This window comes from Thermogladius calderae 1633, from assembly GCF_000264495.1.
GTDB classification, from domain to species: Archaea; Thermoproteota; Thermoprotei_A; order Sulfolobales; family Desulfurococcaceae; genus Thermogladius; species Thermogladius calderae.
On sequence record NC_017954.1, the window covers coordinates 362,969 to 382,146 of the forward strand.

27 protein-coding genes and 1 tRNA gene are annotated in these 19,178 nt (G+C 51.3%); 27 read left to right on the forward strand and 1 reads right to left on the reverse strand.

The window, feature by feature from the left end; all coding sequences use genetic code 11:
- The first annotated feature begins 26 nt into the window (after nucleotides 1–26).
- The 11 genes from TCELL_RS02035 to TCELL_RS02085 all read left to right on the forward strand — a co-directional run bounded on the left by TCELL_RS02035 (nucleotide 27) and on the right by TCELL_RS02085 (nucleotide 7,478).
- On the forward strand, nucleotides 27–458 hold the full coding sequence (locus TCELL_RS02035; protein ID WP_048163564.1) for a translation initiation factor IF-2 subunit beta: 432 nt from the start codon (nucleotides 27–29) through the stop codon (nucleotides 456–458).
- The gene (locus TCELL_RS02040; protein WP_048162930.1) at nucleotides 455–778 is read left to right on the forward strand and encodes a DUF424 domain-containing protein; all 324 of its coding nucleotides are present in this window, start codon (nucleotides 455–457) and stop codon (nucleotides 776–778) included. Before TCELL_RS02035 ends, TCELL_RS02040 begins: the two co-directional genes overlap by 4 nt.
- Nucleotides 779–802: 24 nt before the next feature.
- Complete coding sequence (locus tag TCELL_RS02045) at nucleotides 803–1,852, forward strand: 60S ribosomal export protein NMD3 (RefSeq protein ID WP_014737069.1); 1,050 nt, start codon at nucleotides 803–805, stop codon at nucleotides 1,850–1,852.
- A 7-nt stretch (nucleotides 1,853–1,859) separates the two neighbouring features.
- Nucleotides 1,860–2,192, forward strand: a complete 333-nt coding sequence (locus tag TCELL_RS02050; protein WP_014737070.1) for a translation initiation factor aIF-1A — start codon at nucleotides 1,860–1,862, stop codon at nucleotides 2,190–2,192.
- A complete protein-coding gene (locus TCELL_RS02055) occupies nucleotides 2,189–2,971 on the forward strand; it encodes a serine protein kinase RIO (protein ID WP_014737071.1) in 783 nt (260 codons plus the stop codon). The genes TCELL_RS02050 and TCELL_RS02055 overlap by 4 nt, the downstream gene beginning before the upstream one ends.
- Nucleotides 2,944–3,555, forward strand: coding sequence for a KH domain-containing protein (locus tag TCELL_RS02060; RefSeq protein WP_014737072.1), 612 nt, complete (start codon nucleotides 2,944–2,946; stop codon nucleotides 3,553–3,555). Before TCELL_RS02055 ends, TCELL_RS02060 begins: the two co-directional genes overlap by 28 nt.
- Before the next feature lie 193 nt (nucleotides 3,556–3,748).
- A complete protein-coding gene (locus tag TCELL_RS02065) occupies nucleotides 3,749–4,879 on the forward strand; it encodes a hypothetical protein (RefSeq protein WP_014737073.1) in 1,131 nt (376 codons plus the stop codon).
- Complete coding sequence (locus tag TCELL_RS02070; RefSeq protein ID WP_014737074.1) at nucleotides 4,857–5,120, forward strand: hypothetical protein; 264 nt, start codon at nucleotides 4,857–4,859, stop codon at nucleotides 5,118–5,120. Before TCELL_RS02065 ends, TCELL_RS02070 begins: the two co-directional genes overlap by 23 nt.
- A 56-nt stretch (nucleotides 5,121–5,176) precedes the next feature.
- Complete coding sequence (locus tag TCELL_RS02075) at nucleotides 5,177–5,815, forward strand: 30S ribosomal protein S3ae (protein ID WP_014737075.1); 639 nt, start codon at nucleotides 5,177–5,179, stop codon at nucleotides 5,813–5,815.
- Between the two features lie 54 nt (nucleotides 5,816–5,869).
- Entirely contained in the window at nucleotides 5,870–7,144 is a 1,275-nt protein-coding gene (gene glmU, locus TCELL_RS02080) for a bifunctional sugar-1-phosphate nucleotidylyltransferase/acetyltransferase (protein WP_014737076.1), read from the forward strand.
- On the forward strand, nucleotides 7,134–7,478 hold the full coding sequence (locus tag TCELL_RS02085) for a DUF2095 family protein (RefSeq protein WP_014737077.1): 345 nt from the start codon (nucleotides 7,134–7,136) through the stop codon (nucleotides 7,476–7,478). Before glmU ends, TCELL_RS02085 begins: the two co-directional genes overlap by 11 nt.
- Before the next feature lie 14 nt (nucleotides 7,479–7,492).
- Here the strand turns inward: TCELL_RS02085 and TCELL_RS02090 are convergent, their stop codons facing one another.
- Complete coding sequence (locus TCELL_RS02090; protein ID WP_048162937.1) at nucleotides 7,493–8,722, reverse strand: redox-regulated ATPase YchF; 1,230 nt, start codon at nucleotides 8,720–8,722, stop codon at nucleotides 7,493–7,495.
- A gap of 127 nt (nucleotides 8,723–8,849) precedes the next feature.
- Here TCELL_RS02090 and TCELL_RS02095 point away from each other — a divergent pair, with 127 nt between their 5' ends.
- The 16 genes from TCELL_RS02095 to TCELL_RS02170 all read left to right on the forward strand — a co-directional run bounded on the left by TCELL_RS02095 (nucleotide 8,850) and on the right by TCELL_RS02170 (nucleotide 19,170).
- Nucleotides 8,850–9,506, forward strand: coding sequence for a 50S ribosomal protein L15e (locus tag TCELL_RS02095; protein ID WP_014737080.1), 657 nt, complete (start codon nucleotides 8,850–8,852; stop codon nucleotides 9,504–9,506).
- Complete coding sequence (locus tag TCELL_RS02100; RefSeq protein ID WP_014737081.1) at nucleotides 9,479–9,940, forward strand: RNA-binding domain-containing protein; 462 nt, start codon at nucleotides 9,479–9,481, stop codon at nucleotides 9,938–9,940. The genes TCELL_RS02095 and TCELL_RS02100 overlap by 28 nt, the downstream gene beginning before the upstream one ends.
- Before the next feature lie 45 nt (nucleotides 9,941–9,985).
- A complete protein-coding gene (locus TCELL_RS02105) occupies nucleotides 9,986–10,567 on the forward strand; it encodes an RNase P subunit p30 family protein (RefSeq protein WP_014737082.1) in 582 nt (193 codons plus the stop codon).
- 1 nt (nucleotide 10,568) lies between these two features.
- Nucleotides 10,569–11,009 (forward strand): Rpp14/Pop5 family protein, encoded by a 441-nt coding sequence (locus TCELL_RS02110; RefSeq protein ID WP_014737083.1) that lies wholly within the window; start codon nucleotides 10,569–10,571, stop codon nucleotides 11,007–11,009.
- A 140-nt stretch (nucleotides 11,010–11,149) separates the two neighbouring features.
- Nucleotides 11,150–11,234, forward strand: a tRNA-Leu gene (locus tag TCELL_RS02115).
- Between the two features lie 79 nt (nucleotides 11,235–11,313).
- Nucleotides 11,314–12,057 carry an archaeal proteasome endopeptidase complex subunit alpha gene (psmA, locus tag TCELL_RS02120; protein ID WP_014737084.1) on the forward strand — a complete coding sequence of 248 codons (744 nt, stop codon included), beginning with the start codon at nucleotides 11,314–11,316 and terminating at the stop codon, nucleotides 12,055–12,057.
- 98 nt (nucleotides 12,058–12,155) lie between these two features.
- Entirely contained in the window at nucleotides 12,156–12,851 is a 696-nt protein-coding gene (locus tag TCELL_RS02125) for a ribosome assembly factor SBDS (protein WP_048162939.1), read from the forward strand.
- Entirely contained in the window at nucleotides 12,848–13,573 is a 726-nt protein-coding gene (gene rrp4, locus TCELL_RS02130; protein ID WP_014737086.1) for an exosome complex RNA-binding protein Rrp4, read from the forward strand. Before TCELL_RS02125 ends, rrp4 begins: the two co-directional genes overlap by 4 nt.
- 1 nt (nucleotide 13,574) lies before the next feature.
- The gene (gene rrp41 / locus TCELL_RS02135) at nucleotides 13,575–14,303 is read left to right on the forward strand and encodes an exosome complex exonuclease Rrp41 (RefSeq protein ID WP_014737087.1); all 729 of its coding nucleotides are present in this window, start codon (nucleotides 13,575–13,577) and stop codon (nucleotides 14,301–14,303) included.
- A 10-nt stretch (nucleotides 14,304–14,313) separates the two neighbouring features.
- Entirely contained in the window at nucleotides 14,314–15,162 is an 849-nt protein-coding gene (rrp42, locus tag TCELL_RS02140; RefSeq protein ID WP_014737088.1) for an exosome complex protein Rrp42, read from the forward strand.
- 14 nt (nucleotides 15,163–15,176) lie between these two features.
- Nucleotides 15,177–15,437, forward strand: coding sequence for a 50S ribosomal protein L37ae (locus TCELL_RS02145; RefSeq protein ID WP_048162941.1), 261 nt, complete (start codon nucleotides 15,177–15,179; stop codon nucleotides 15,435–15,437).
- A gap of 6 nt (nucleotides 15,438–15,443) precedes the next feature.
- Nucleotides 15,444–15,992 (forward strand): Brix domain-containing protein, encoded by a 549-nt coding sequence (locus TCELL_RS02150; protein WP_014737090.1) that lies wholly within the window; start codon nucleotides 15,444–15,446, stop codon nucleotides 15,990–15,992.
- Nucleotides 15,976–16,221, forward strand: a complete 246-nt coding sequence (locus tag TCELL_RS02155; protein WP_014737091.1) for a KEOPS complex subunit Pcc1 — start codon at nucleotides 15,976–15,978, stop codon at nucleotides 16,219–16,221. Before TCELL_RS02150 ends, TCELL_RS02155 begins: the two co-directional genes overlap by 17 nt.
- Nucleotides 16,218–16,592: a prefoldin subunit beta gene (locus tag TCELL_RS02160; RefSeq protein ID WP_014737092.1), complete on the forward strand. Its 375-nt coding sequence runs from the start codon at nucleotides 16,218–16,220 to the stop codon at nucleotides 16,590–16,592. Before TCELL_RS02155 ends, TCELL_RS02160 begins: the two co-directional genes overlap by 4 nt.
- Nucleotides 16,593–16,632: 40 nt before the next feature.
- On the forward strand, nucleotides 16,633–16,890 hold the full coding sequence (locus TCELL_RS02165) for a hypothetical protein (protein WP_238529033.1): 258 nt from the start codon (nucleotides 16,633–16,635) through the stop codon (nucleotides 16,888–16,890).
- Between the two features lie 69 nt (nucleotides 16,891–16,959).
- Complete coding sequence (locus tag TCELL_RS02170) at nucleotides 16,960–19,170, forward strand: elongation factor EF-2 (RefSeq protein WP_014737094.1); 2,211 nt, start codon at nucleotides 16,960–16,962, stop codon at nucleotides 19,168–19,170.
- Nucleotides 19,171–19,178: the final 8 nt, after the last annotated feature.

A 19,178-nucleotide genomic window follows, 5' to 3' on the forward strand; every position in this document is an offset into this window, starting at 1 on the left:
CCATTAAATCTAGGAGCGTGGTCTTGATGTCAAAACGTGCTAGGGACTACGCCTACGAGGAACTACTCGAGAGAGCCTACAGTAGGCTCCCGCAGAAGACCAGTAGTGGCGAAGTCTTCGAGGTGCCCAAGGCGGAAGTTACAGTTGTAGGCGGTAAGACTATAATAACGAACTTCAGGAAAATAGCCGACGTTCTAGCACGCGACGAGTCTCTCCTCCAGCACTACTACATCAAGGAGCTGGGTGTACCAGCTGTGATCAACGAGGCGGGCCAACTGGTGCTGCAGGGTAAGTTCAATGCTATAGTGATTAACAAGTTCCTAGACATGTTCGTGAAGAAGTACGTTAGATGCCCGACCTGTGGTAGCTATCACACCAAGCTGATAAGGAAGGGCAAGGTCTTTGTTCTCAAGTGTGAGGCGTGCGGCGCCGAGACAACAGTGGAGGCGTTCAAATGAGCGTTCGTGAAGTCGCGGTGAGGGTGTACGTCAAGACCTACAACACGGAGAGCGGGCTTCTTGTAGCAGCGTGCGACGAGGACGTTTTGGGGCTTAGGCTTGTAGACGAGTCACGGGGTATCAACTTCTACGTGGACCCGTCTTTCTTTAAAGGAGAGGTCTTGGACGTTGATAAAGCCGTGAAAGTCCTAAGGAAGGCTAGTATGGCGAACATTGTGGGTAACAGTATCGTGGGGCGGGCTATAAGCGAGGGCCTTGTCAGAGAGGATACCGTGCTTGTTGTGAACGGCGTTAAAGTAGCTATGTTCGTAACCTTGTAGGCGTCCCAGGAGCGGTGGGTCGTAGTGAGGTACTGCCTAAATTGCGGTAGAGAAGTCTCTGACGAAGACTACGTCAACGGCTACTGCATAGATTGTTTCAGGAAGATTGGAAACCCCTTTACTAAACAAGTCTCTCTGGAGCTAAAGGTCTGTAGTAGATGCGGCTCAATATTCTATAAGGGCGAGTGGCACCAGGATAGCATGGAAAACATAGTCAGGAGGTACCTCCTCGACAACCAGGCCAAGTACATGATAGCCTCGGCAGAGCTGATCTCGGTGGAGCCCTCGGGCGAGCCTAGGGAGTCCGCTAAAGGGGTTTACGTCCAGAACTGGTTATTTGGGATAGTTCTGAACAAGAAGCATTTCGTGCAGTTCAACCAAGACGTCAGGATATCCGTTTCAAGAACCATATGCCCGAGGTGTTTGGCTCGTGCCAGCAGGAAAATCTCGGCCGTAGTACAAGTCAGGGGAGTTAATGCTCAAGCTCACAGAGGCTTAGTGGAGGGGGTTATCATGTCAAACCCGGGTTACAGCGAGTACTTGGTAGACGTAGAAGACGCCCCGAACGGGTTTGACATAAGGTTCGTCGACCAGCTTCCTGCTCGGAGGTTGGCATACGAGCTGGCTAGGTTGCTAGGGGGTCATGTGAAAGAGACCTTCAAGTCGACCAGGTACGACGCGCGGAAAGGTGTTTGGCAGGGTATACACACGTTCTCGGTCAGGCTTCCCGATGTCACAGAGGGCTCTATAGTCAGATACGGCGGTGAGCTGTGGGTGGTGAAGAAACTCGACGTAAGAGGGATCCAGTTAGAAGCGGTTTCTTCCTCTAGGAGAACGACTGTACCGTTATCGGAGTACTGGAGTGGACACCTCTCTATCGTCGAGAACTACTACGTTAAGGGGGTGTACGAGGTGGTTGCTGTGGACAAGTCTATGGTCTATTTGCTGGACCGCGACTCGGGGGAGGTAAAGGAGTTCCTGTTGACAAACATACCGTTTCAGGTCAAGCAGGGTGATTACGTTAAAATACTTGTTATAGATGATAAAGAGTATGTCTTGAAGTATGGTCAATAGGGTGATTATGCTGTCGAGGAAATCAGTTGGGGAGCCGAGCAGTAAAGAACCACCTCTTCCCGGCGAGGGGACTATAATTTGCGGTGTCATCAAACACCTCGGTGGCGACTACGTGCTGGCTAAGTGCATGGACGGAGTTGACAGGAAGCTACGAATACCGGGAAAAATGAGGAGGCGCGTGTGGATTAGCGAGGGAGACATCGTGCTCGCGGGCGTGTGGGACTTCTCTCCAGAAAAAGGCGAGGTGTTGTACAAGTACGGTAGGAGCGAGCTAGAGAAACTGATGGAGAAGGGTGTTGTGACGAAGGAGTTTATCGACGCGATCAGTGAACTTGTATGACTAAGGGTCATGAGAAGCGGATTAAAGACGACGATTTATTCGAGACCGTAGAAGAGGTTTTTGACACCAGAACTGTTCTGAACGTTGTCGAGTTGATGAGGAGGAAGGTCATCAAGAGGCTGGCTGGTACTATAAGCGCTGGTAAAGAGTCTAGGATTTACTTAGGCTACACCTACGACGATAAACCTGTGGCCGTGAAGATATACCTGACAAGTAGTGCTGAGTTCAGGAAAGGGATGTGGAAGTATATAGCAGGAGACCCTAGGTTCGCCGGCTTCTCGCCGCGTAATACGCGTGAACTCGTGTACGCTTGGGCTAGGAAAGAGTTCAGGAACTTGGCGAGGCTTTACGAGGCGGGTGTAAGGGTTCCAAGGCCTATTAGCGTCTACAACAACGTGCTCGTAATGGAGTTCATAGGCGAGGACGGCCTCAGATACCCGTTACTGGTCGAAGCTTACAGAGACTTAGAGTTGGAGGAGCTCGAGAAGATACACGACAAAGTCTTGGAGGAACTCGAGAAAATGGTCTGCAGGGCTAGGCTGGTCCACGGCGACCTGTCGGAGTTCAACATCATGGTGACCCCCGACGCAGACGTGGTCATAATAGACGTTAGCCAAGCACTCGACGTAGGGCACCCCAACGCGCTTGAATTCCTAAGGAGAGACGTAGAGAGAGTTGAGAGCTTCTTCAAGGATGAGGTAGGGCTTAATAGCGTTAAAGACCCTAATAGTATCCTCGAGGTACTACTCAAATGTCTGGAGAAGAGAAAGGTAGAATGATTATAGGGGTCACGAAACTTTACGAGAAAATCCCCTTGGAGAGGATTGGAGTCTTAATAGGTAACGAGGGGAGGGTTAAGAGAGAGATCGAGGAGAAGACTAGGACTAGGTTAACCGTAGACTCGACCAGCGGTATGGTCATAATTGAGCCAGCGTTTCCTTCAACAACGACATATGAGCTGATGAAGGCGAGGGAGATCGTCAGAGCGATCGCCAGCGGCTTTTCGCCCGATAAAGCCATGAGCCTCCTAGGGGAAGACCAGGTCTTGATGATCATCGAGCTCAAGCAGTACGTAGGCGACAAGCCTAACCATATACAGAGGATCCTTGGAAGGGTGATCGGGGAAGGGGGTAAAGCAAGAAGGGTTCTAGAGGAGATGACCGGCACGTATATCTCGGTATACGACACTAATGTAGCCATCATAGGCGACTACGAGTCGGCCCAGGTAGCGAGAGCAGCAGTGGAGATGCTAATCGAGGGTAGAAGGCACAGTACAGTCTACTCATACATTGAGAGAGAGATGGACAAGCTGAAGAGAAGGAGAATGAGGGAGCTATGGAGGCCTAAAGAAGAAGCTGGATGAGGGTCGAACCTCAGTAGCGGGCCTCGTCAGCACGTCCAATCTACGCTTAAACCCGGATTCCCTCTTCATCGGCTTGGCGTCATCTTCTTTAATTAGACCTCGCGGGATATAAACTTGAGGTACAGGCTAGGGGCACACAAGCAGGCAATTGCCGGTGTACACGTTTTCGACCGGGTAGTCCGGAGGGGTTTGCTTGAGCTCTATTGAGCAGGTGTTTTCGAAGAGTTTTATAAGAGTAGTGCCCCGTATAGACCTCGACTCTATTCTAGCAGCTAGTACTATGCTTCACAACTTGTCTGAGCGCGGGGTCGATGTTGCCATTAGCTTCGACACTACGAGCATATTGGAAGGGAGAGAGGAAGTAGTCCTTCTAGGCTTGCCGCAGCCCAAGGGGGCTAAGGCTATCGTCCTAGGCAAGCACCCGAACTCTACGTTGACAGGGTCTGTTGTCTACGAGATGGAGAGGAAGTTTGGTGTTCACGCCTGGGACAAGGTCTTATCAATCGCGGCAGGCGTTTACGAGGGCGTGGATGTTGGGAGGGAAGGCCCTAAAGGGGTCGAGAAATCGATTCTTAACGAGCTCTTAACCAAGGGCTTGATAGAGCAAGAACTGGGCTTCAGGGTATGGGGGTACAAGAGAGTGAGTATACTGAAGGCGTTGACAAGAACGATAATTCCTCCTTTGCCCGGCTTGACCGGTAGAGAGGAAGTCGTAATGAAGATGCTGGCAGAGCTAAAGTTGCAACCGGGAATGAGGGCTTCCGAGACGGGGGTTGAGCAGGACCCAAACCTACTAAGGAAGTTCATCCTGTTGCTGGAGTCGAATATCGTGGGCGACAAGGCTCTTAAAGAGAAAATAGAACGTAGGCTGGTTGGTTACGTTTACACGACGACCATAGATGGGACTCTAGTCGACCTCGTCGAGCTGTTGGGGGCCTTCTTGGTGTTCCTGAGCCTTGTAAAGGGGGCGCCTTACCAACTACTCGAGGTGACACTCCACCAGAGACTCGCCTACGACTTCCTCAACGTATACGAGGACGCAATCGACATAGTAGCCAGGGCTATGTCTACCCCCCTCGCCAGCCCCAGTAGAGTTACCGAGATGCCCGAGCCGTTGAATAGGCCTGAACTACTCGTAGAGGCGCTAAGGTTCATCTACCCGATCGAGTCCAGGAAACCGATTATTGTCAGAAGGGACGGGGAGTTGATGACGACCGTTGGCGAGCTCTTGAGAGTCGGCTACCCGGTAGAGGAGGTTTACGAGAGTTGCGGTCCCGACCAGCTGTGTAGGGTCAGAGAGGATGGAAGTCTCGTTAAGGCTTAGTATCGAGCTAAACGCAAGGGAGGCAAGGTCTGTATACGTCTCGCTTAAGCCTGACAACGAGTACCCTGGTCGTGACCTATATATAGAGGATCGCGTAGTCGAGAGAGACGGTAAAGGGGTTTACATTCTGGAGGTTAAATGCCAAAGTAAGGAGACCTGCTTAAACACAGTTAAGGGGACAATAGACGAAGTGCTTGCTCTAGTGAGCGTAGTGGTCAAAATTGGGGACTTAGTGCACTGAAAGCTTAAAAGTTAGTAAACTAATCTGCTTTTAACCCGAAGAGAAGGGATGCTTACATGGCGGCCAGAAAGGGAGTGATCAAGGACAAGTGGAAGTTGAAAAAGTGGTTCAACATAGTGGCACCTCAATCGTTCGGAGGCGTTGTTCTGGCTACTACACCGTCTGATGACCCTATGAAGCTGATCGGTAGGACTGTTGAGACTACATTGTACGATCTAACGGGCGACATATCGCAGGTTCACGTGAAGCTATACTTCCAGGTAGTCGACGTTCAAGGAGACCAGGCCATTACCAGGTTCAAGGGCCACGAGCTGGCTAGAGACTACATGAGAAGCCTTATAAGGAGGAAGAGTAGCAAGATACAGGGGATTTTCGACGTTACGACAAAAGACGGTTATGTTGTCCGGCTAACGATCGTCACCTTGACAAGCTTTAGGTGTAACACCAGCCAAAAGAAGGCGATTAGGAGGATTATGAGAGAGTATATCTACGAGAAAGCGTCGAGCTTGACACTGGACGAGTTGGTCAATGAGATACTGGGAGGCAAGGTGTCCGCCGACATAGCCGAGAGGACCAGGAAAATATACCCTGTTAGAAGAGTAGAGGTCTACAAGAGCAAGCTCCTCATGGTACCCGGCCCCGCCGGTCCTCAACCGGCCAAGGTCATCTCACCGATACAGAAAGGTGCTGTGTAAGACTTTTTACGAGTAGGCTACATATAGTGCTCACAGTGGTTTATTTTGAAAGCGGTGATCCTAGCCGCGGGTAAAGGGGAGAGACTGAGACCGATCACCGAGACCAGGCCTAAGCCTCTGATACCTATACTGTGTAAACCACTACTCGCGTGGCAACTTGAGTGGATCGAAGGCTTGGGCGGTCTAGTCGACGAGGTTATAATCGTAGTGGGCGACATGAAAGACAAGGTAATAGAGTTTCTATCGAAGACTGCGGCAAACAAGAAAATAAGGGTTGTCGAACAGGAGCAACAGCTTGGTACAGCCCACGCTGTCTTAAGGGCCGTGGAGGGGGTCGAGGAGGAAGAGGACGTTCTCATCGTATATGGAGATGTGTTTTTGGGTAAACCGGAGTTGCTACTCGAGGTAGCCAAGCGGGAGGGCAATGCGATACTGGGCGCGGAGGTGGACGACCCCAGTCAGTATGGGGTGCTATTAACAAAAGGCGAAGACTCGCTAGATAAAATCTTGGAGAAGCCCAAGGAACACCTCTCTAAAGTGGTCAACGCTGGGGTGTACAAGCTCAGGGTGGGAGATATACTCTCGAACAGGGACATACAGTTTAGCCCGCGTGGAGAGCTGGAGTTCACAGACATAGTTAACAAGATAGCGAGCGTAAGCGATGTAAGGGTTGTTACAGCGCCGAGAGGGAGCTGGATAGACATAGGGTTACCGTGGCAGGTCATCGAGGCAAATAAAACCGCCCTTAGCAACCTGAGAGGACAAAACATAAAGGGGGTAGTGGAGCAACCTGTCGTGATACACGGTGACGTCTACATAGGCGAGGAGAGCCAAATAAAGGCGTTCACCTACATCGAGGGCCCGGTTTACGTAGGCAGAAGAGTAAGGGTGGGCCCCTCTGCTAGACTTAGACCTTACAGCGTGATATGCGACGGCTCAGTGATAGGGTTCTCCGTGGAAGTGAAAGAGAGCGTTATCTTCGAGAACGTCCACGCAAATCACCTGTCCTACATCGGGGATAGTATTGTGTGCGAAGGAGTGAACCTGGGGGCAGGGACGGTCACGGCTAACTTGAGGTTCGACGAAAAAACCGTTAAGATGAGGATTAAGGACAAGGTCGTCGACTCTGGTAGGAAAAAACTTGGTAGCGTGATTGGGGGCTACGCGAAGACCGGCATAAACGTCTCGCTAATGCCAGGGGTGAAGGTGGGTTCCTTCTCGTGGATATATCCAGGAGTCGTGGTTACGGGCGACGTACCGCAGAAAACGATATTAAAGCCCGAGACTAAGGCTAGAGTTGATGTGATGAAGTTTGAGAATGAGCACTGATGAGTTCAGAAGAAAGTACCCGAACCTCGCTAAGGAGATACTGGACGGGCAGTATGAGGGTATCAGGCTGACTGTAGACCAGGGCTTCTCCGATCCATGGCATGGTTATCTTCCTAACGTCTACGACTACTTAAGGAGGTGTAAGGACGAGAACGAGGCAGTAGAGGTCATAGAGTACCTGGTGAAGCGCGGCGAGATACCTCTAGAGGAAGGCGAGGAGCTGAAACGAGTAGTCCGAGAGCACGGGTTAGCGTACTTCGGGGAGAGGAAGTCTCACGACTACTACTACAAGGTGGCTCAACGTTACTGGAAGTCCTTAAGGAAGAACAGGTGACAGCGCTATAGACGTCAACGTCTCGATTTGGCTGAAACGACCTTAATGACGTCGCCGTACTTGAGCTGGTAGTCCTCGCCGACTCTCTCCTTAGTACGTGCATTAATAGCGTACAAGAACCCTTCACCCAGGTCTGTGTGTATCATGTACGCGAGCTCCTTGGCTGTAGTCCCCCATGGAACTAGGTAGACATCAGGTAACACGTTGCCGTGGTGGTCTGTGTACTTGTTAGCATCCTCGACAGGGTAAACGGGTATTAAGCGTAGCACTTCGAATACAGCTTTGTTCAATAGCGACTGAACCCCGGTGCTACCATAGACTCTTAAGACGCTTTCTTCTATGAGCTCCAGCGCCCTCTTGTACTGTCCCGATAGCTTCTTTTCGTCGACAACCCTAAACGAGGGGTCTCCGGGCAGGTACTCTACGACTCCGTCTGCTGCGAGTTTCCTCAGCAACAACTCTGCGAGGGAGCTTACAGGTACTACGCTCTCTTTGCCGAAGACCTCTACGAGCCTCCTAACATTCTCGCTAGCCTCCGGCACATCTATTTTGTTGGCTGCTATAACTATCGGCTTGCTCAGCCTTCTAACAGCTAGGCTAAAGGACCTGACATCGTCCAGCGACCAGTTCTTCAAGTTCTTGCTTTCCAAATCCACTTCTCTTAGGGCCTCGACGATGTGTTGTTTCCTTATGGATAATCCCGATAGGCTTCTCGCTAGTAGGTCGACCTGGTCCACGGTACTGTGGAGGCTCCGCTGGATTTTAGTCTCCCAGAGCTTCTTGACGACGCCCCAGAACCACTCGTCAATCTCGGCCTGAATAAGTTTGACCTCTTCTACCGGGTCGAATGAACCAGGTCGTACAGGCCTCCCTTCGGGGTCAGTGGATCCGGCCGCGTCGACAACGTGGATCAACACGTCTGCTTGGCGAAGGTCATCCATGAACTTGTTGCCGAGCCCTCTACCTTGGCTCGCCCCTGGTATCAGTCCAGCCACGTCCATAATCTTAACCGGCACGAACCGCTCGCCCCTAATACAGGCACCCGTCCTAGGGTTGCACGAGGGTAGGTTTAGTTCTACGTGGGCGCATCTTATCCTGATGTACCCAACTCCCACATTGGGCTCAATAGTCGTAAACGGGTGGTTCGCTATCTTCACAGTCGCGAGCGTCATAGCGGAGAAGAGCGTTGATTTACCGACGTTCGTCTTACCCACAATACCGATGAGGCGCTCTGGTGGAGGCATGACACTCCACTACAACATTTAGGGGGGTGAACACGCCCTCTTAAAATGTGTGGCCCGATCCAATCTTATATAAGTTTTTTAAGCTTGTATAACGGTTAGAGTGTAGAGTCAGGTAGCGGTGGGCCGAATGGCCAAGAGCATGTACCACTACATTGCGATGCTGTGGAAGAAGCCCTACGAAGGAACCATGAAAGACTTGATGAGAGAGCGGTTGATGAAGTGGAGGAGAGAAGCGGCTGTAACTAGAGTGGAGAAACCTACTCGTCTTAACAGAGCGAGAGAGCTGGGTTACAAGGCTAAAGTAGGGTTTATTGTGGTAAGGGTCAGAGTAAGGAAGGGTGGACTAAGGAAGCAGCGACCCTCGAGTGGTCGTAGACCCAAGCGGATGGGTGTCTACGGTTATGCGCCTGCGAAGAGCCTGAGACTGGTAGCAGAAGAGAGAGCCGCGAGGAAGTACCCGGGCTTGGAGGTGCTGAACAGCTACTACGTCGGCGAGGACGGCAGATACAAGTGGTACGAGGTCATACTCGTCGACCCCAACCACCCGTCTATCTGTAAAGACCCGGAGGTAAACTGGGTCTGCGAACCGCAGAACAGAGGGAGGGTATTCAGGGGTCTAACCAGTGCTGGCAAGAAAATGAGGGGTCTGAGGAAGAGTAGGGGGCTGAAGGGCACTCATAAGCACAAGTGGAAGAAGAAAGCCAAAGAGAGGAGGCTGAAGAAGAGGCACGAGGCTAGTAGGGGAGCAAGAGAACCTTGGAGCGAGGCAGAAAAGAAGAAGTAAAACTCGGTGTAAAAGAGGTAGAGGTATCTACACACTGCCACGCGACGGAAGACTGTTCGAGAGTCCTGGTAGCTCTCCACAACGTTATACCCGCCGAGCTTAGAGACCGCGTGAGAGTCGAAGAAGAGGACCTAGAGGGCTTCTACGGGAACAGGATAAAGGTCATGAAGATTAGAGTCGGAGAGAAAGGCGTGCTCGAGAACATACTGAGAAACCTGGGCAAGACCGATAGGTCTCTACTAAACGCCTCGCTAGACCTGAGGTTTGATGGGAGAACTGGGAGGTTTTTCATAAGACTCGACAAGCAGAGCCTCTTTCAAGGCAAATTCGTCTTGAACGACGCCGACGACGTGGTCAAGGTAGTCGTCCACTTTAAGGGCTTAAAGAACGTGAACGAGTTAAGGTCTCTCCTCGACTCGATCCCCGGGGAGTGAGGTAGGAGGCTCTACGAGCATAGGGGTGGTTTTACGCTAATCGACTTGTGGCTGAAAGACTACAAGCTAGTAGATGAGGCTAAGAGACTTGGGTACAAGGTGGTTTCGGTCGAGGGGTTAGACTCAGGCGAGGTGTCAGTGGACCCCAACGTTTTCTCGAAGGTCGTCGTAGTCTCGGACAACATAGGTAATCTTAAGAGCGCTCTTGCCGGTCTCAAGAAACCCAAAACCGTTGTGAGCGTCGTTCCACTGAATGTCGAAGTAGCAAGGTGGGTAGCCCACGATAGACGCGTCGACAGCATTATCATGACGTCGAGGAACCAGGTTGTGTTTGACAAGAAGCAGGCGTCGGTTATGAAGTACTACAATAAGCCCCTTGAGGTACCGTTTACGGAGATAAGGGGGACGAACGAGAATAACCTCGCAGGGTTCGTTAAAAGACTCAAGTTGATGATCTCCAGGAAGGTGCCAGTCATAGTATCGAGCGGTGCTAGTGACGTTCTCGAATACCATCACCCCTTGGTGGTCTTGTCGTTTATCGTGAAACTATTAGACGTGGACTACGAGACGGCGAAGGCAATGCTTTCTACGCATCCTTACAAAGTCCTCACTAGAACGGCGATCTGACGTGGACATTTACCAGTTATTATCGGTCCTCTCTATAATACTGTCGGGAATCTCTCTCGTCACCGTTCTCGTAGTTCTCTTAGACCCGACGGTAGTTTGCAAGGCATTTACGTGGTTGTCGCGTGCTAGGAGAGTCGGAAGGTACAGGAAGAGGTACCTCGCCATAATGTACTACCCTCCAGGTCGCTTTAAGGAAACAGGGGAGTTGGAGAAGGCTTTGAGATCGGTTGTGATGAGGTCTTTCGGAGTTGTCTACTTAGCTAGTATAGACCCCAAGGTTGTATACTTCGACCCGGGCGGGTCTAAGGCTATAGTGAGGTTCAATGGTAGGTTTAAGGTCGAGTTTCTAGCTTCTCTAGCGGCTTCTAGTGAGCTGGGTTTCAAAATAATACCCGTGGGTATAGCAGGCACGTTTAAGTCTGCGAAGAAGAAGCTTGGTTGACTGCCTAATTTAATAACTCCGGACTGCATTAGACTTCACCAGATGATGAAGCCGCTCCAACATGACAAGTGAAGAACTCGCGACGAACTGAGTTCTCGTCTCAAGCTTAAAACCCAGGTTAAGTAAAGTACTTGTTGAGAGCGGGGGTGCCCGAGCCAGGCCAAAGGGGGCGGACTTAAGATCCGCTGGTGTAGACCTGCGTGGGTTCAAATCCCACCCCCCGCACTAACCGGGCTGATAACGACTTGAGACCCAATTCTTATAAAACCCTTGATTCATTGAGTACAAATCAGCGGTGGTTTAGATGAGTTTCGGGATATCAGCGGCGGCCTACGACAGGGCGATCACGATATTCTCACCCGACGGACGTATATACCAGGTTGAGTACGCTTTCGAGTCTGTTAGAAGAGGCTGGACTACAGTTGGGTTGAAGAGCAAAACAGCGGCAATGGTTGTTGTGGAGAAGAAGAAAATAGCGCCTCTAGTTGACGAGAATTTGATACAGAAGATATTCAAAATAGACGACCACGTTGGCTCGAGTTTCGCTGGTATCGCGAGCGACGGGCGCGTCTTGATCGAGTATGCTAGGCAGGTAGCCTTGTTACATAGGCTGTATTACGACGAGCCAGCCCCCATAGAGTACCTTGCGAAGAGGGTATGCGACGTGAAGCAGGCTTACACGCAACACGCAGGTGTTAGGCCTTTCGGTGTAGCAGTGATATTCGCAGGCATAGACGAACAGGGGACGCAACTCTTTATGACAGAGCCTAGTGGGAGATACCTCAGCTACTACGCCGTGGCCATCGGTGAGAAAGCCAACGCGGTATCGGAGTTCATGGAGAAGAACTACAAGTACGACATGAGCGTAGAGGAGACGATCAAGCTCGGAATACAGGCTATCGCCTCGGTGCTCGATGCAAAGCCCTCTAGTGAGTTCATCGAGGCCGGCTACGTTGACACCGACTCCAGGAAATTCAAGATAATGAGCAGACAGGAGATAGACGACGTGTTAAAGCAGCTGGCAAAGGAAGGAAAAGTGAAAATGTGAAACACCACCTTCTCATCAGTACCTAGAGTGTAATACAGGAAGTTATTTTACCCTGTTAGTTAAAGAATCTGTAGTTTAGTGTAGAAGAGTGATGTGTTTTGACAGATAAATACGTGATAGTGAGGCTCGAGGAGAAGGGGCACAGGTTTGAAGTGTTGGTTAACCCGGATTTAGCTCTGAAAGTAAAGGAGGGGAAGCCTGTTAACGTAGACGATCTTCTCGTAGGTGACTTCATTTACAAGGATGCGAGGAAGGGGTTGAAGGCGTCACCCGAGAGCCTGAGGGAGGTTTTTAAGACAGACGATGTCAGACAAATAGCCCTCGAGATCGTTCGGAGAGGCGAGATTCAGCTGACGGCTGAGCAGAGGCGGAAATTTGTCGAGGAGAAAAAGAAGCAGATCATAACCCTTATATCAAAAAACGCCGTGGACCCAAAGACTAAACTTCCAATACCTCAGAAGAGGATCGAATTGGCAATTGAGCAGGCAAAGGTTTCGATAGACCCATTCAAGCCCCCCGAGGCTCAAATGGAGGAGATCCTTTCTAAGATTGCGCGGGTGATACCAATAAAGATCGCCAAGGCGTACCTCAGTGTGAGGATTCCACCAGAGTATGCTGGGAAGATCCATAAGCCGATTACGCAGCTAGGCGAGGTAAAGAAGTCGACTTGGATGAATGACGGTAGTTTATTAATGGAGATAGAAATACCGGCAGGCATGCAACAGGAGTTCATAGACAAGGTGAACAGTTTAACAAAGGGTACGGCACAGGTCAAAATTATTAGCGTGGGTTGAGAGACTTGAAGCTCAAGGTCTACGTAGCGGATAGGCAGATTGTTAGGCCGGGGGATACTCTAGCCGAAATAGAGGAGGACGGGAACCAAGGCTTTAAGAGGCTACCGGAGAAGCACGTATACCTAGTAAACAACAAGATTTACTCCGACGCCTACGGGGTTGCCTCGGTCTCCGAGAACGACATAGCTGTCATACCATTCAACACTGTGTACTACCCTAGAAGAGACGACGTCGTGATCGGCGTTATCGAGGGGATCGGGATAACAGCTTGGGAAGTCAACATCAGGAGCCCGTATAAGGCCTACTTGAACGCGAGCGACGCTATAGAGAATTTTAACCCCTTATACCACGACTTGAAGTCCTACCTGGACGTAGGTGACATGGTACTAGCCAAGATCGTCGCCTTTGACAGGACGAGAGACCCCCTCCTCACGATAAGAGGTAAAGGTCTTGGCAAGATCATCGAGGGCATCGTAATAGAGGTTAAACCGAGTAGGATCCCTCGGATAATAGGCAAGAAGGGCAGTATGTTCAATTTGCTGACAACGAAAACGGGTTGCGACATAACAGTCGCCCAGAACGGCTTCATATGGGCGAAGTGCCCGGACGAGTACAGGGGGGAGGTTTTAACCCAGGCTATTAAGATAATAGAGGAAAAGCCACATGCGAGGGGCTTAACGGAGGAGGTAAAGCAGTTCCTGGAACAAAAACTGGGTGGTTAATGTGTCGGAATCTAAACCCAAGCTAATCCGCGAGGACGGGTTGAGGGTCGACGGTAGGAAACCAGACGAACTGAGGCCCATAAGAATGGAGATAGGCGTACTGAAGAACGCGAACGGCTCCGCCCTAGTTGAGTACGGTGGAACAAAAGTTCTAGCAGCTGTGTACGGACCTAGAGAGGTAATACCCAAGGCTGTGCAGCTCCCGGACAGAGCCGTACTAAGGGTGAGGTACCATATGGCCCCGTTCTCGACCACAGAACACAAATCGCCTGCTCCTACAAGGAGAGAGATAGAGTTGTCCAAAGTCATAAGAGAAGCGCTGGAGTCAGTGGTATTCGCAGACCAGTTCCCCAGAGCCAGCATAGACGTGTTCATTGAGGTGATACAGGCCGACGGCGGTACAAGGACGGCCGGGTTGACAGCAGCGTCGTTGGCGCTAGCCGACGCGGGCATACCAATGAAAGACTTAGTGGCCGGGGTCGCGGTGGGCAAAGTAGAGGGGGTCCTAGTACTAGACATAAACGAGCTTGAGGACGAGTACGGCGAGGCAGACCTGCCTGTAGGGTATGCTGTGGGCATTGGCGAGATAGTCCTACTTCAGCTGAACGGTGTTCTAACAGTGGAAGAGTTCAAGAAGGCCATTGAACTCGCGAAGAGGGGGGCCGAGAAAGTGTATGCTTTGATGAAGGAGACGTTGCACAAGAAGTATTTGTCCGCACTAGAGTCGTGAGGTGGGCTCTATGTCGATAACTCCTCAAAGAGAGCCTATAATGCCCAAGATAAGGGCTGAGACAATAGTAAGGATGCTGAAGAAGGGTGAACGTATAGACAACAGGGGTCTTCACGACTACAGGAACATCTCGGTAAGCGTCGGCATAATAAGTAAGGCGGAAGGAAGCGCCCTAGTGAAGCTGGGGGGTACGCAGGTTATAGCGGGTGTGAAAGCGGAGCTGGGCACGCCTTTCGAGGATAGGCCGAATGAGGGGGTTTTACAGGTTCACGCCGAATTCGTACCACTAGCCTCCCCCTCCTTCGAGCCCGGACCCCCGAACGAGGAGGCGATAGAGGTCGCAAGGGTAATAGACAGGAGTCTCAGAGAGCCTAAGGTAGTAGACCTATCTAAGCTGGTGATCCAACCAGGTAGGCTAGCGTGGGTTATATACGACGACGTCTACGTGATAGACCACGACGGGAACATACTAGATACCGGAATGATAGCGTCCATGATAGCCCTCGCCACGTCGAAGTTACCTAGACTCGACACAACAGCGGAGGGCATCAAAGTCGTCTACGGGACCAAGGATACACCTCTACCGATAAACACTCTCGTGACAACGGTAACCATGGGCGTGCTAGGTGATATTCTGGTCGTAGACCCGTCGCTCGAGGAGGAGAGCGTGATAGACACGTTCTTGTCGATCTCGGTGGACGAGAAGGGACGTATAGTAGGCCTACAGAAGAGAGGGCCGAGAAGTATCACGCCTAAAACGTTGGACTCTGCTGTCGAAATAGCTTTAAAGGCTGGCGAACAAGTCTTAAGCTTTATAAGGAGGGTTATAAGCAATCCACAAGAGTACACGAAGTGGTAGACCAGGTGTTGCTTATGGGAAGGACGAAGGTCGTTGGTCCCGCCGGTAGGTTCGGGGCGAGGTATGGCTCTACTTTGAGGAAGAAGGTTAGGGACGTATTGCTCAAGAGGTATTCTCCCCAGCAGTGCCCCTTCTGTGGCTACACGGGTGGAGTGGTGAGAGTGTCGGTCGGTCTGTGGACTTGTAGAAAGTGCGGAGCCGTTTGGGCCGGCGGCGCGTACTACCACAGGACAGAGATCAGCAAGTACTTTCCCAAGGTTGTTGTAAGGGAGTAGAAGGGGTTGTTTTTAGTTACTACGTCGCATCGCCCGAGCCAGAGACTCAGGTCTTTCGTTAAAGACCTCACCCTCGTCTTACCCGGCTCTGTCAGAGTTACCAGAGGTAAAAGAAGACTCCTTGATCTAGCCTACCTCGCGTTGCTATTGAAAAAGAAGTATCTAGTTGTAGCCGCGAATAAGAAGGGAAACCCGGCGGTTATTCACGTCTATGTAGTCCACTACGATGCCGAGGGTAAAGTCGCGGCGTCGAGGTACTTTGACGTCCTCCTAGGTGGCGTAAGGCTCTCCAGAGAGGGAGGAGCCAAGTTAACGACCCCCATAACATCATACAGTAGCGTCGACGAGTCGAACTGCTCTAGCAGTAAGTGCCTAGAACTAGCAGGGTTATTGATGAGCTTACTTAGGGACTTCATCAACAAGTCGTCAGCCTTCAAGATATCTCTACACGACGAGGGGGGTAATGTAACGGTTAAAATACTTTCTCGGAATGGAGATGTAGTCGGCCCCGTGTTAAAGGTGAGGGGCTTCAAGACTTATGGAGAACAAGGTTGAGCTCGAGGTAAGAGGTCTCGACGAGAACATCACTAGGTCCATCGTGGAGTCTCTGCGGCCAGAGATAGAGAGCCTACCGGAGGCCTGCAGAGGCGAGCTAGAGTTGAAGGAGTCTACGCTCAGGGTCGTTGTATCGTGTACTAGGATAGGTCTTTTAAGAGCGGTTGTTAATAGTATAATAAGTACCATATCAATGCTTATGGAGTTAAAGGCGGTGATCGAGGAATGAGCGAGCAGAGATTGCCACCTGAGGTTCAGCAGTTGATAGCACAGTACCAAGCTATGAGGGAGAGCTACGTCAAAGTCGACTCAGAGCTAAAACTCGTAGAGGCCGAGATATCCGAGATAGACAACGTACTAGAGAACCTGCAGTATCTACAGGACTCCACGGAGGTCTACAAGCTTATAGGTCAAGTCTTGGTAAAGAAAAGCAAGGACGAAGTGGTCAAAGAACTCCAAGAGAGGAAGGAGCTACTTAGTTTGAAGAAGGAAAAGTATAGGAAACAGCTAGAGGTTCTTTCCCGGCAGCTAGCAGACCTCGAGAGCAAGATCAGAGAGGTACTATCAAAGTATGGATTCGCGACCCAGAAGCAGACCTAAGCTCGTGGGCTTAAATCTGGACAACATAAAAGACGACGACATGGAAGAAATCGCTCTGAGAGTCGAGGAGGCAATCAGGGATTTCATCGACGAGAAGGCGCGGGGTCTAGTCGAGGCTGACGTGATAGTCCGGTTGGAGAAGACTACGGAGAGAGTCAATGTAGTAATCGACGTTAGGCTAAGAGGGGGAGTGACGGGTGGGGCGCTCGACATCGACACGCTATTAAGGGACTCGGTTAACGTCGGTAAGAGAAAGTTCGAGGAGCTCATATGCAAATACGCGAAGGGGACTACCTGACATCCGATTTTTAACCCCCATATACATGAGGTCTTTTAGTACGGTTACGTGGGCGAGGTTGGTTTACGCATGGTCAAGTATAAGCAGACTAGTGAAGTCTTGAAGATAATGAAGAACCTAGAGCAGGTCAGGAATATAGGCATAACAGCGCACGTCGACCACGGGAAGACGACGCTGTCCGACTCACTGTTGGCAATGGCTGGTCTGCTCTCTGAAAAGATCGCAGGCCAGGCATTAGCGCTGGACTACTTAGATATCGAGCAGAAGAGGCAGATGACCGTCAAGGCGGCAAACGTTAGCTTGTACCACGAGTACAGGGGCAAGCCCTACGTGATCAACCTGATCGATACACCAGGGCACGTCGACTTTCAGTCGAAGACTATAAGGGCGTTGAGGGTGATCGACGGCGCTATTGTCGTAGTCGACGCTGTTGAGGGAGTGATGACGCAGACGGAGATGTACCTTAGAGTGGCGTTGGAGGAGATGGTGAGACCGGTACTGTTCATAAACAAGATCGACAGGTTGATAAAGGAGCTTAAATTGTCCCCGACAGAGATACAGCAGAGGCTAGTCCAGATAATTAAGGACATCAACTCGCTGATAGCCACTTACGCCGACAAAGAGTTCCGAACAGCGTGGCAGCTCGACCCGGCTAAAGGTCAGGTCGTATTCGGTAGTGCTAGGGATAGATGGGGCTTTTCAGTACCTATGGCCCAACAAAAAGGCATCAAGTTCAGCGATGTTGTTGATGTCTACCAGAGGGGTAAGGACGCACTACCCGAGCTACAGAAAGTAGCCCCGCTACACGAGGCCATTCTCGACATGGTAGTTAAGTACGTCCCCAACCCCAGGGAGGCACAGGCCTACAGGATAAGGAAGATATGGCACGGTGACTTGAATAGCGAGGTGGCAAAAACGATGCTAGAGGCGGACCCGAACGGACCGTTGGTGATGTTGGTCAACGATGTTAGAGTAGACCCGCACGCCGGCCTCGTGGCTACTGGGAGGGTATACTCGGGTACTGTTAGAGCTGGAGAAGAGCTTTGGCTGGTTAACGCGAGGTTAAAGCAAAGAGTTTTACAGGTAGGGCTGTACATGGGCCCGTACAGGGAGCTGGCTGACGAGATAAGCGCCGGCAACATAGCGGCCGTTCTGGGACTGGACAAGGCCAGGTCTGGAGAGACCGTGTGCTCTCTCGCAGTTAGAGACTCAATGACCCCCTTCGAGAGGCTGAGGATGATCACCGAGTCGGTTGTCACCGTGGCCATTGAGCCCAAAGACCCCTCTCAACTGACCAAGCTGATCGACGCGATGCACAAGCTGAGCATAGAGGACCCGAGCTTGGTGGTCAAGATAAACGAGGAGACAGGCGAGTTCTTGCTGAGCGGTGTCGGGACTCTTCACATCGAGATCGCCCTTACTCTCCTCAAAGACTTCTACGGGCTAGAGGTAGTCGCCACCCCGCCGGTGATAGTGTACAGGGAGAGTGTTAGGGCCGGTAGCCGCGTATTCGAGGGCAAGTCGCCGAACAAACATAACAAGTTGTACATAAGCGTATCGCCGTTGGACGAGAATACTATCAGGCTGATACAGGACAGGATCATCACGGAGGACATGGATCCGAGGGACAGGGCTAAGATCCTCAGGGAGCAGGCTGGATGGGACGCAGACGAAGCCAGGAGAATATGGGCTATTGACGACAACATAAACGTGTTCGTCGACATGACTACCGGAGTTCAGTACCTCAGGGACGTAAAGGACACCATCATACAGGGCTTCAGGCTAGCCATGAGAGAAGGCCCGCTGGCCATGGAGCCCGTTAGAGGGGTCAAAGTGGTATTACACGACGCGGTAATACACGAAGACCCGGCGCACAGAGGTCCGGCACAGTTGTTCCCGGCGGTCAGGAATGCTATATATGCGGGCATGTTGACCTCGAGGCCCACTCTACTAGAGCCTATCATGAAACTCGATATAAGAACACCCATGGAGTTCATAGGAAACATATCGACGATAATAACGAAGAAGAGAGGGAAGTTGATAGAAGTCCAGCAGCAGGGGAATCTATCGAGGGTGATTGCTGAGATACCAGTCGCCGAGTCCTTTACAATAGCCGAAGAGCTCAGGAGCGCGACTGCCGGCAAGGCGATCTGGGGGCAGGAGTTCAGTAGGTGGGCCCCAGTACCAGACAGCATGTTAATGGACCTGGTAGCTAAGATCAGGGAGAGGAAGGGGCTCAAACCAGAGCCTCCCAGGCCTGAGGACTTCCTCGGTCCATAGACACTTTC

Bases quoted from the DNA above. Each gene is read 5' to 3' on its own strand.
- TCELL_RS02035 (WP_048163564.1), top strand. From the start codon at position 27: ATGTCAAAACGTGCTAGGGACTACGCCTACGAGGAACTACTCGAGAGA.
- TCELL_RS02040 (WP_048162930.1), top strand. From the start codon at position 455: ATGAGCGTTCGTGAAGTCGCGGTGAGGGTGTACGTCAAGACCTACAAC.
- TCELL_RS02050 (WP_014737070.1), top strand. From the start codon at position 1,860: ATGCTGTCGAGGAAATCAGTTGGGGAGCCGAGCAGTAAAGAACCACCT.
- TCELL_RS02055 (WP_014737071.1), top strand. From the start codon at position 2,189: ATGACTAAGGGTCATGAGAAGCGGATTAAAGACGACGATTTATTCGAG.
- TCELL_RS02060 (WP_014737072.1), top strand. From the start codon at position 2,944: ATGTCTGGAGAAGAGAAAGGTAGAATGATTATAGGGGTCACGAAACTT.
- TCELL_RS02070 (WP_014737074.1), top strand. From the start codon at position 4,857: ATGGAAGTCTCGTTAAGGCTTAGTATCGAGCTAAACGCAAGGGAGGCA.
- TCELL_RS02075 (WP_014737075.1), top strand. From the start codon at position 5,177: ATGGCGGCCAGAAAGGGAGTGATCAAGGACAAGTGGAAGTTGAAAAAG.
- TCELL_RS02085 (WP_014737077.1), top strand. From the start codon at position 7,134: ATGAGCACTGATGAGTTCAGAAGAAAGTACCCGAACCTCGCTAAGGAG.
- TCELL_RS02090 (WP_048162937.1), bottom strand. From the start codon at position 8,722: ATGCCTCCACCAGAGCGCCTCATCGGTATTGTGGGTAAGACGAACGTC.
- TCELL_RS02095 (WP_014737080.1), top strand. From the start codon at position 8,850: ATGGCCAAGAGCATGTACCACTACATTGCGATGCTGTGGAAGAAGCCC.
- psmA (WP_014737084.1), top strand. From the start codon at position 11,314: ATGAGTTTCGGGATATCAGCGGCGGCCTACGACAGGGCGATCACGATA.
- rrp42 (WP_014737088.1), top strand. From the start codon at position 14,314: ATGTCGATAACTCCTCAAAGAGAGCCTATAATGCCCAAGATAAGGGCT.
- TCELL_RS02145 (WP_048162941.1), top strand. From the start codon at position 15,177: ATGGGAAGGACGAAGGTCGTTGGTCCCGCCGGTAGGTTCGGGGCGAGG.
- TCELL_RS02155 (WP_014737091.1), top strand. From the start codon at position 15,976: ATGGAGAACAAGGTTGAGCTCGAGGTAAGAGGTCTCGACGAGAACATC.
- TCELL_RS02160 (WP_014737092.1), top strand. From the start codon at position 16,218: ATGAGCGAGCAGAGATTGCCACCTGAGGTTCAGCAGTTGATAGCACAG.
- TCELL_RS02165 (WP_238529033.1), top strand. From the start codon at position 16,633: ATGGAAGAAATCGCTCTGAGAGTCGAGGAGGCAATCAGGGATTTCATC.
- TCELL_RS02170 (WP_014737094.1), top strand. From the start codon at position 16,960: ATGGTCAAGTATAAGCAGACTAGTGAAGTCTTGAAGATAATGAAGAAC.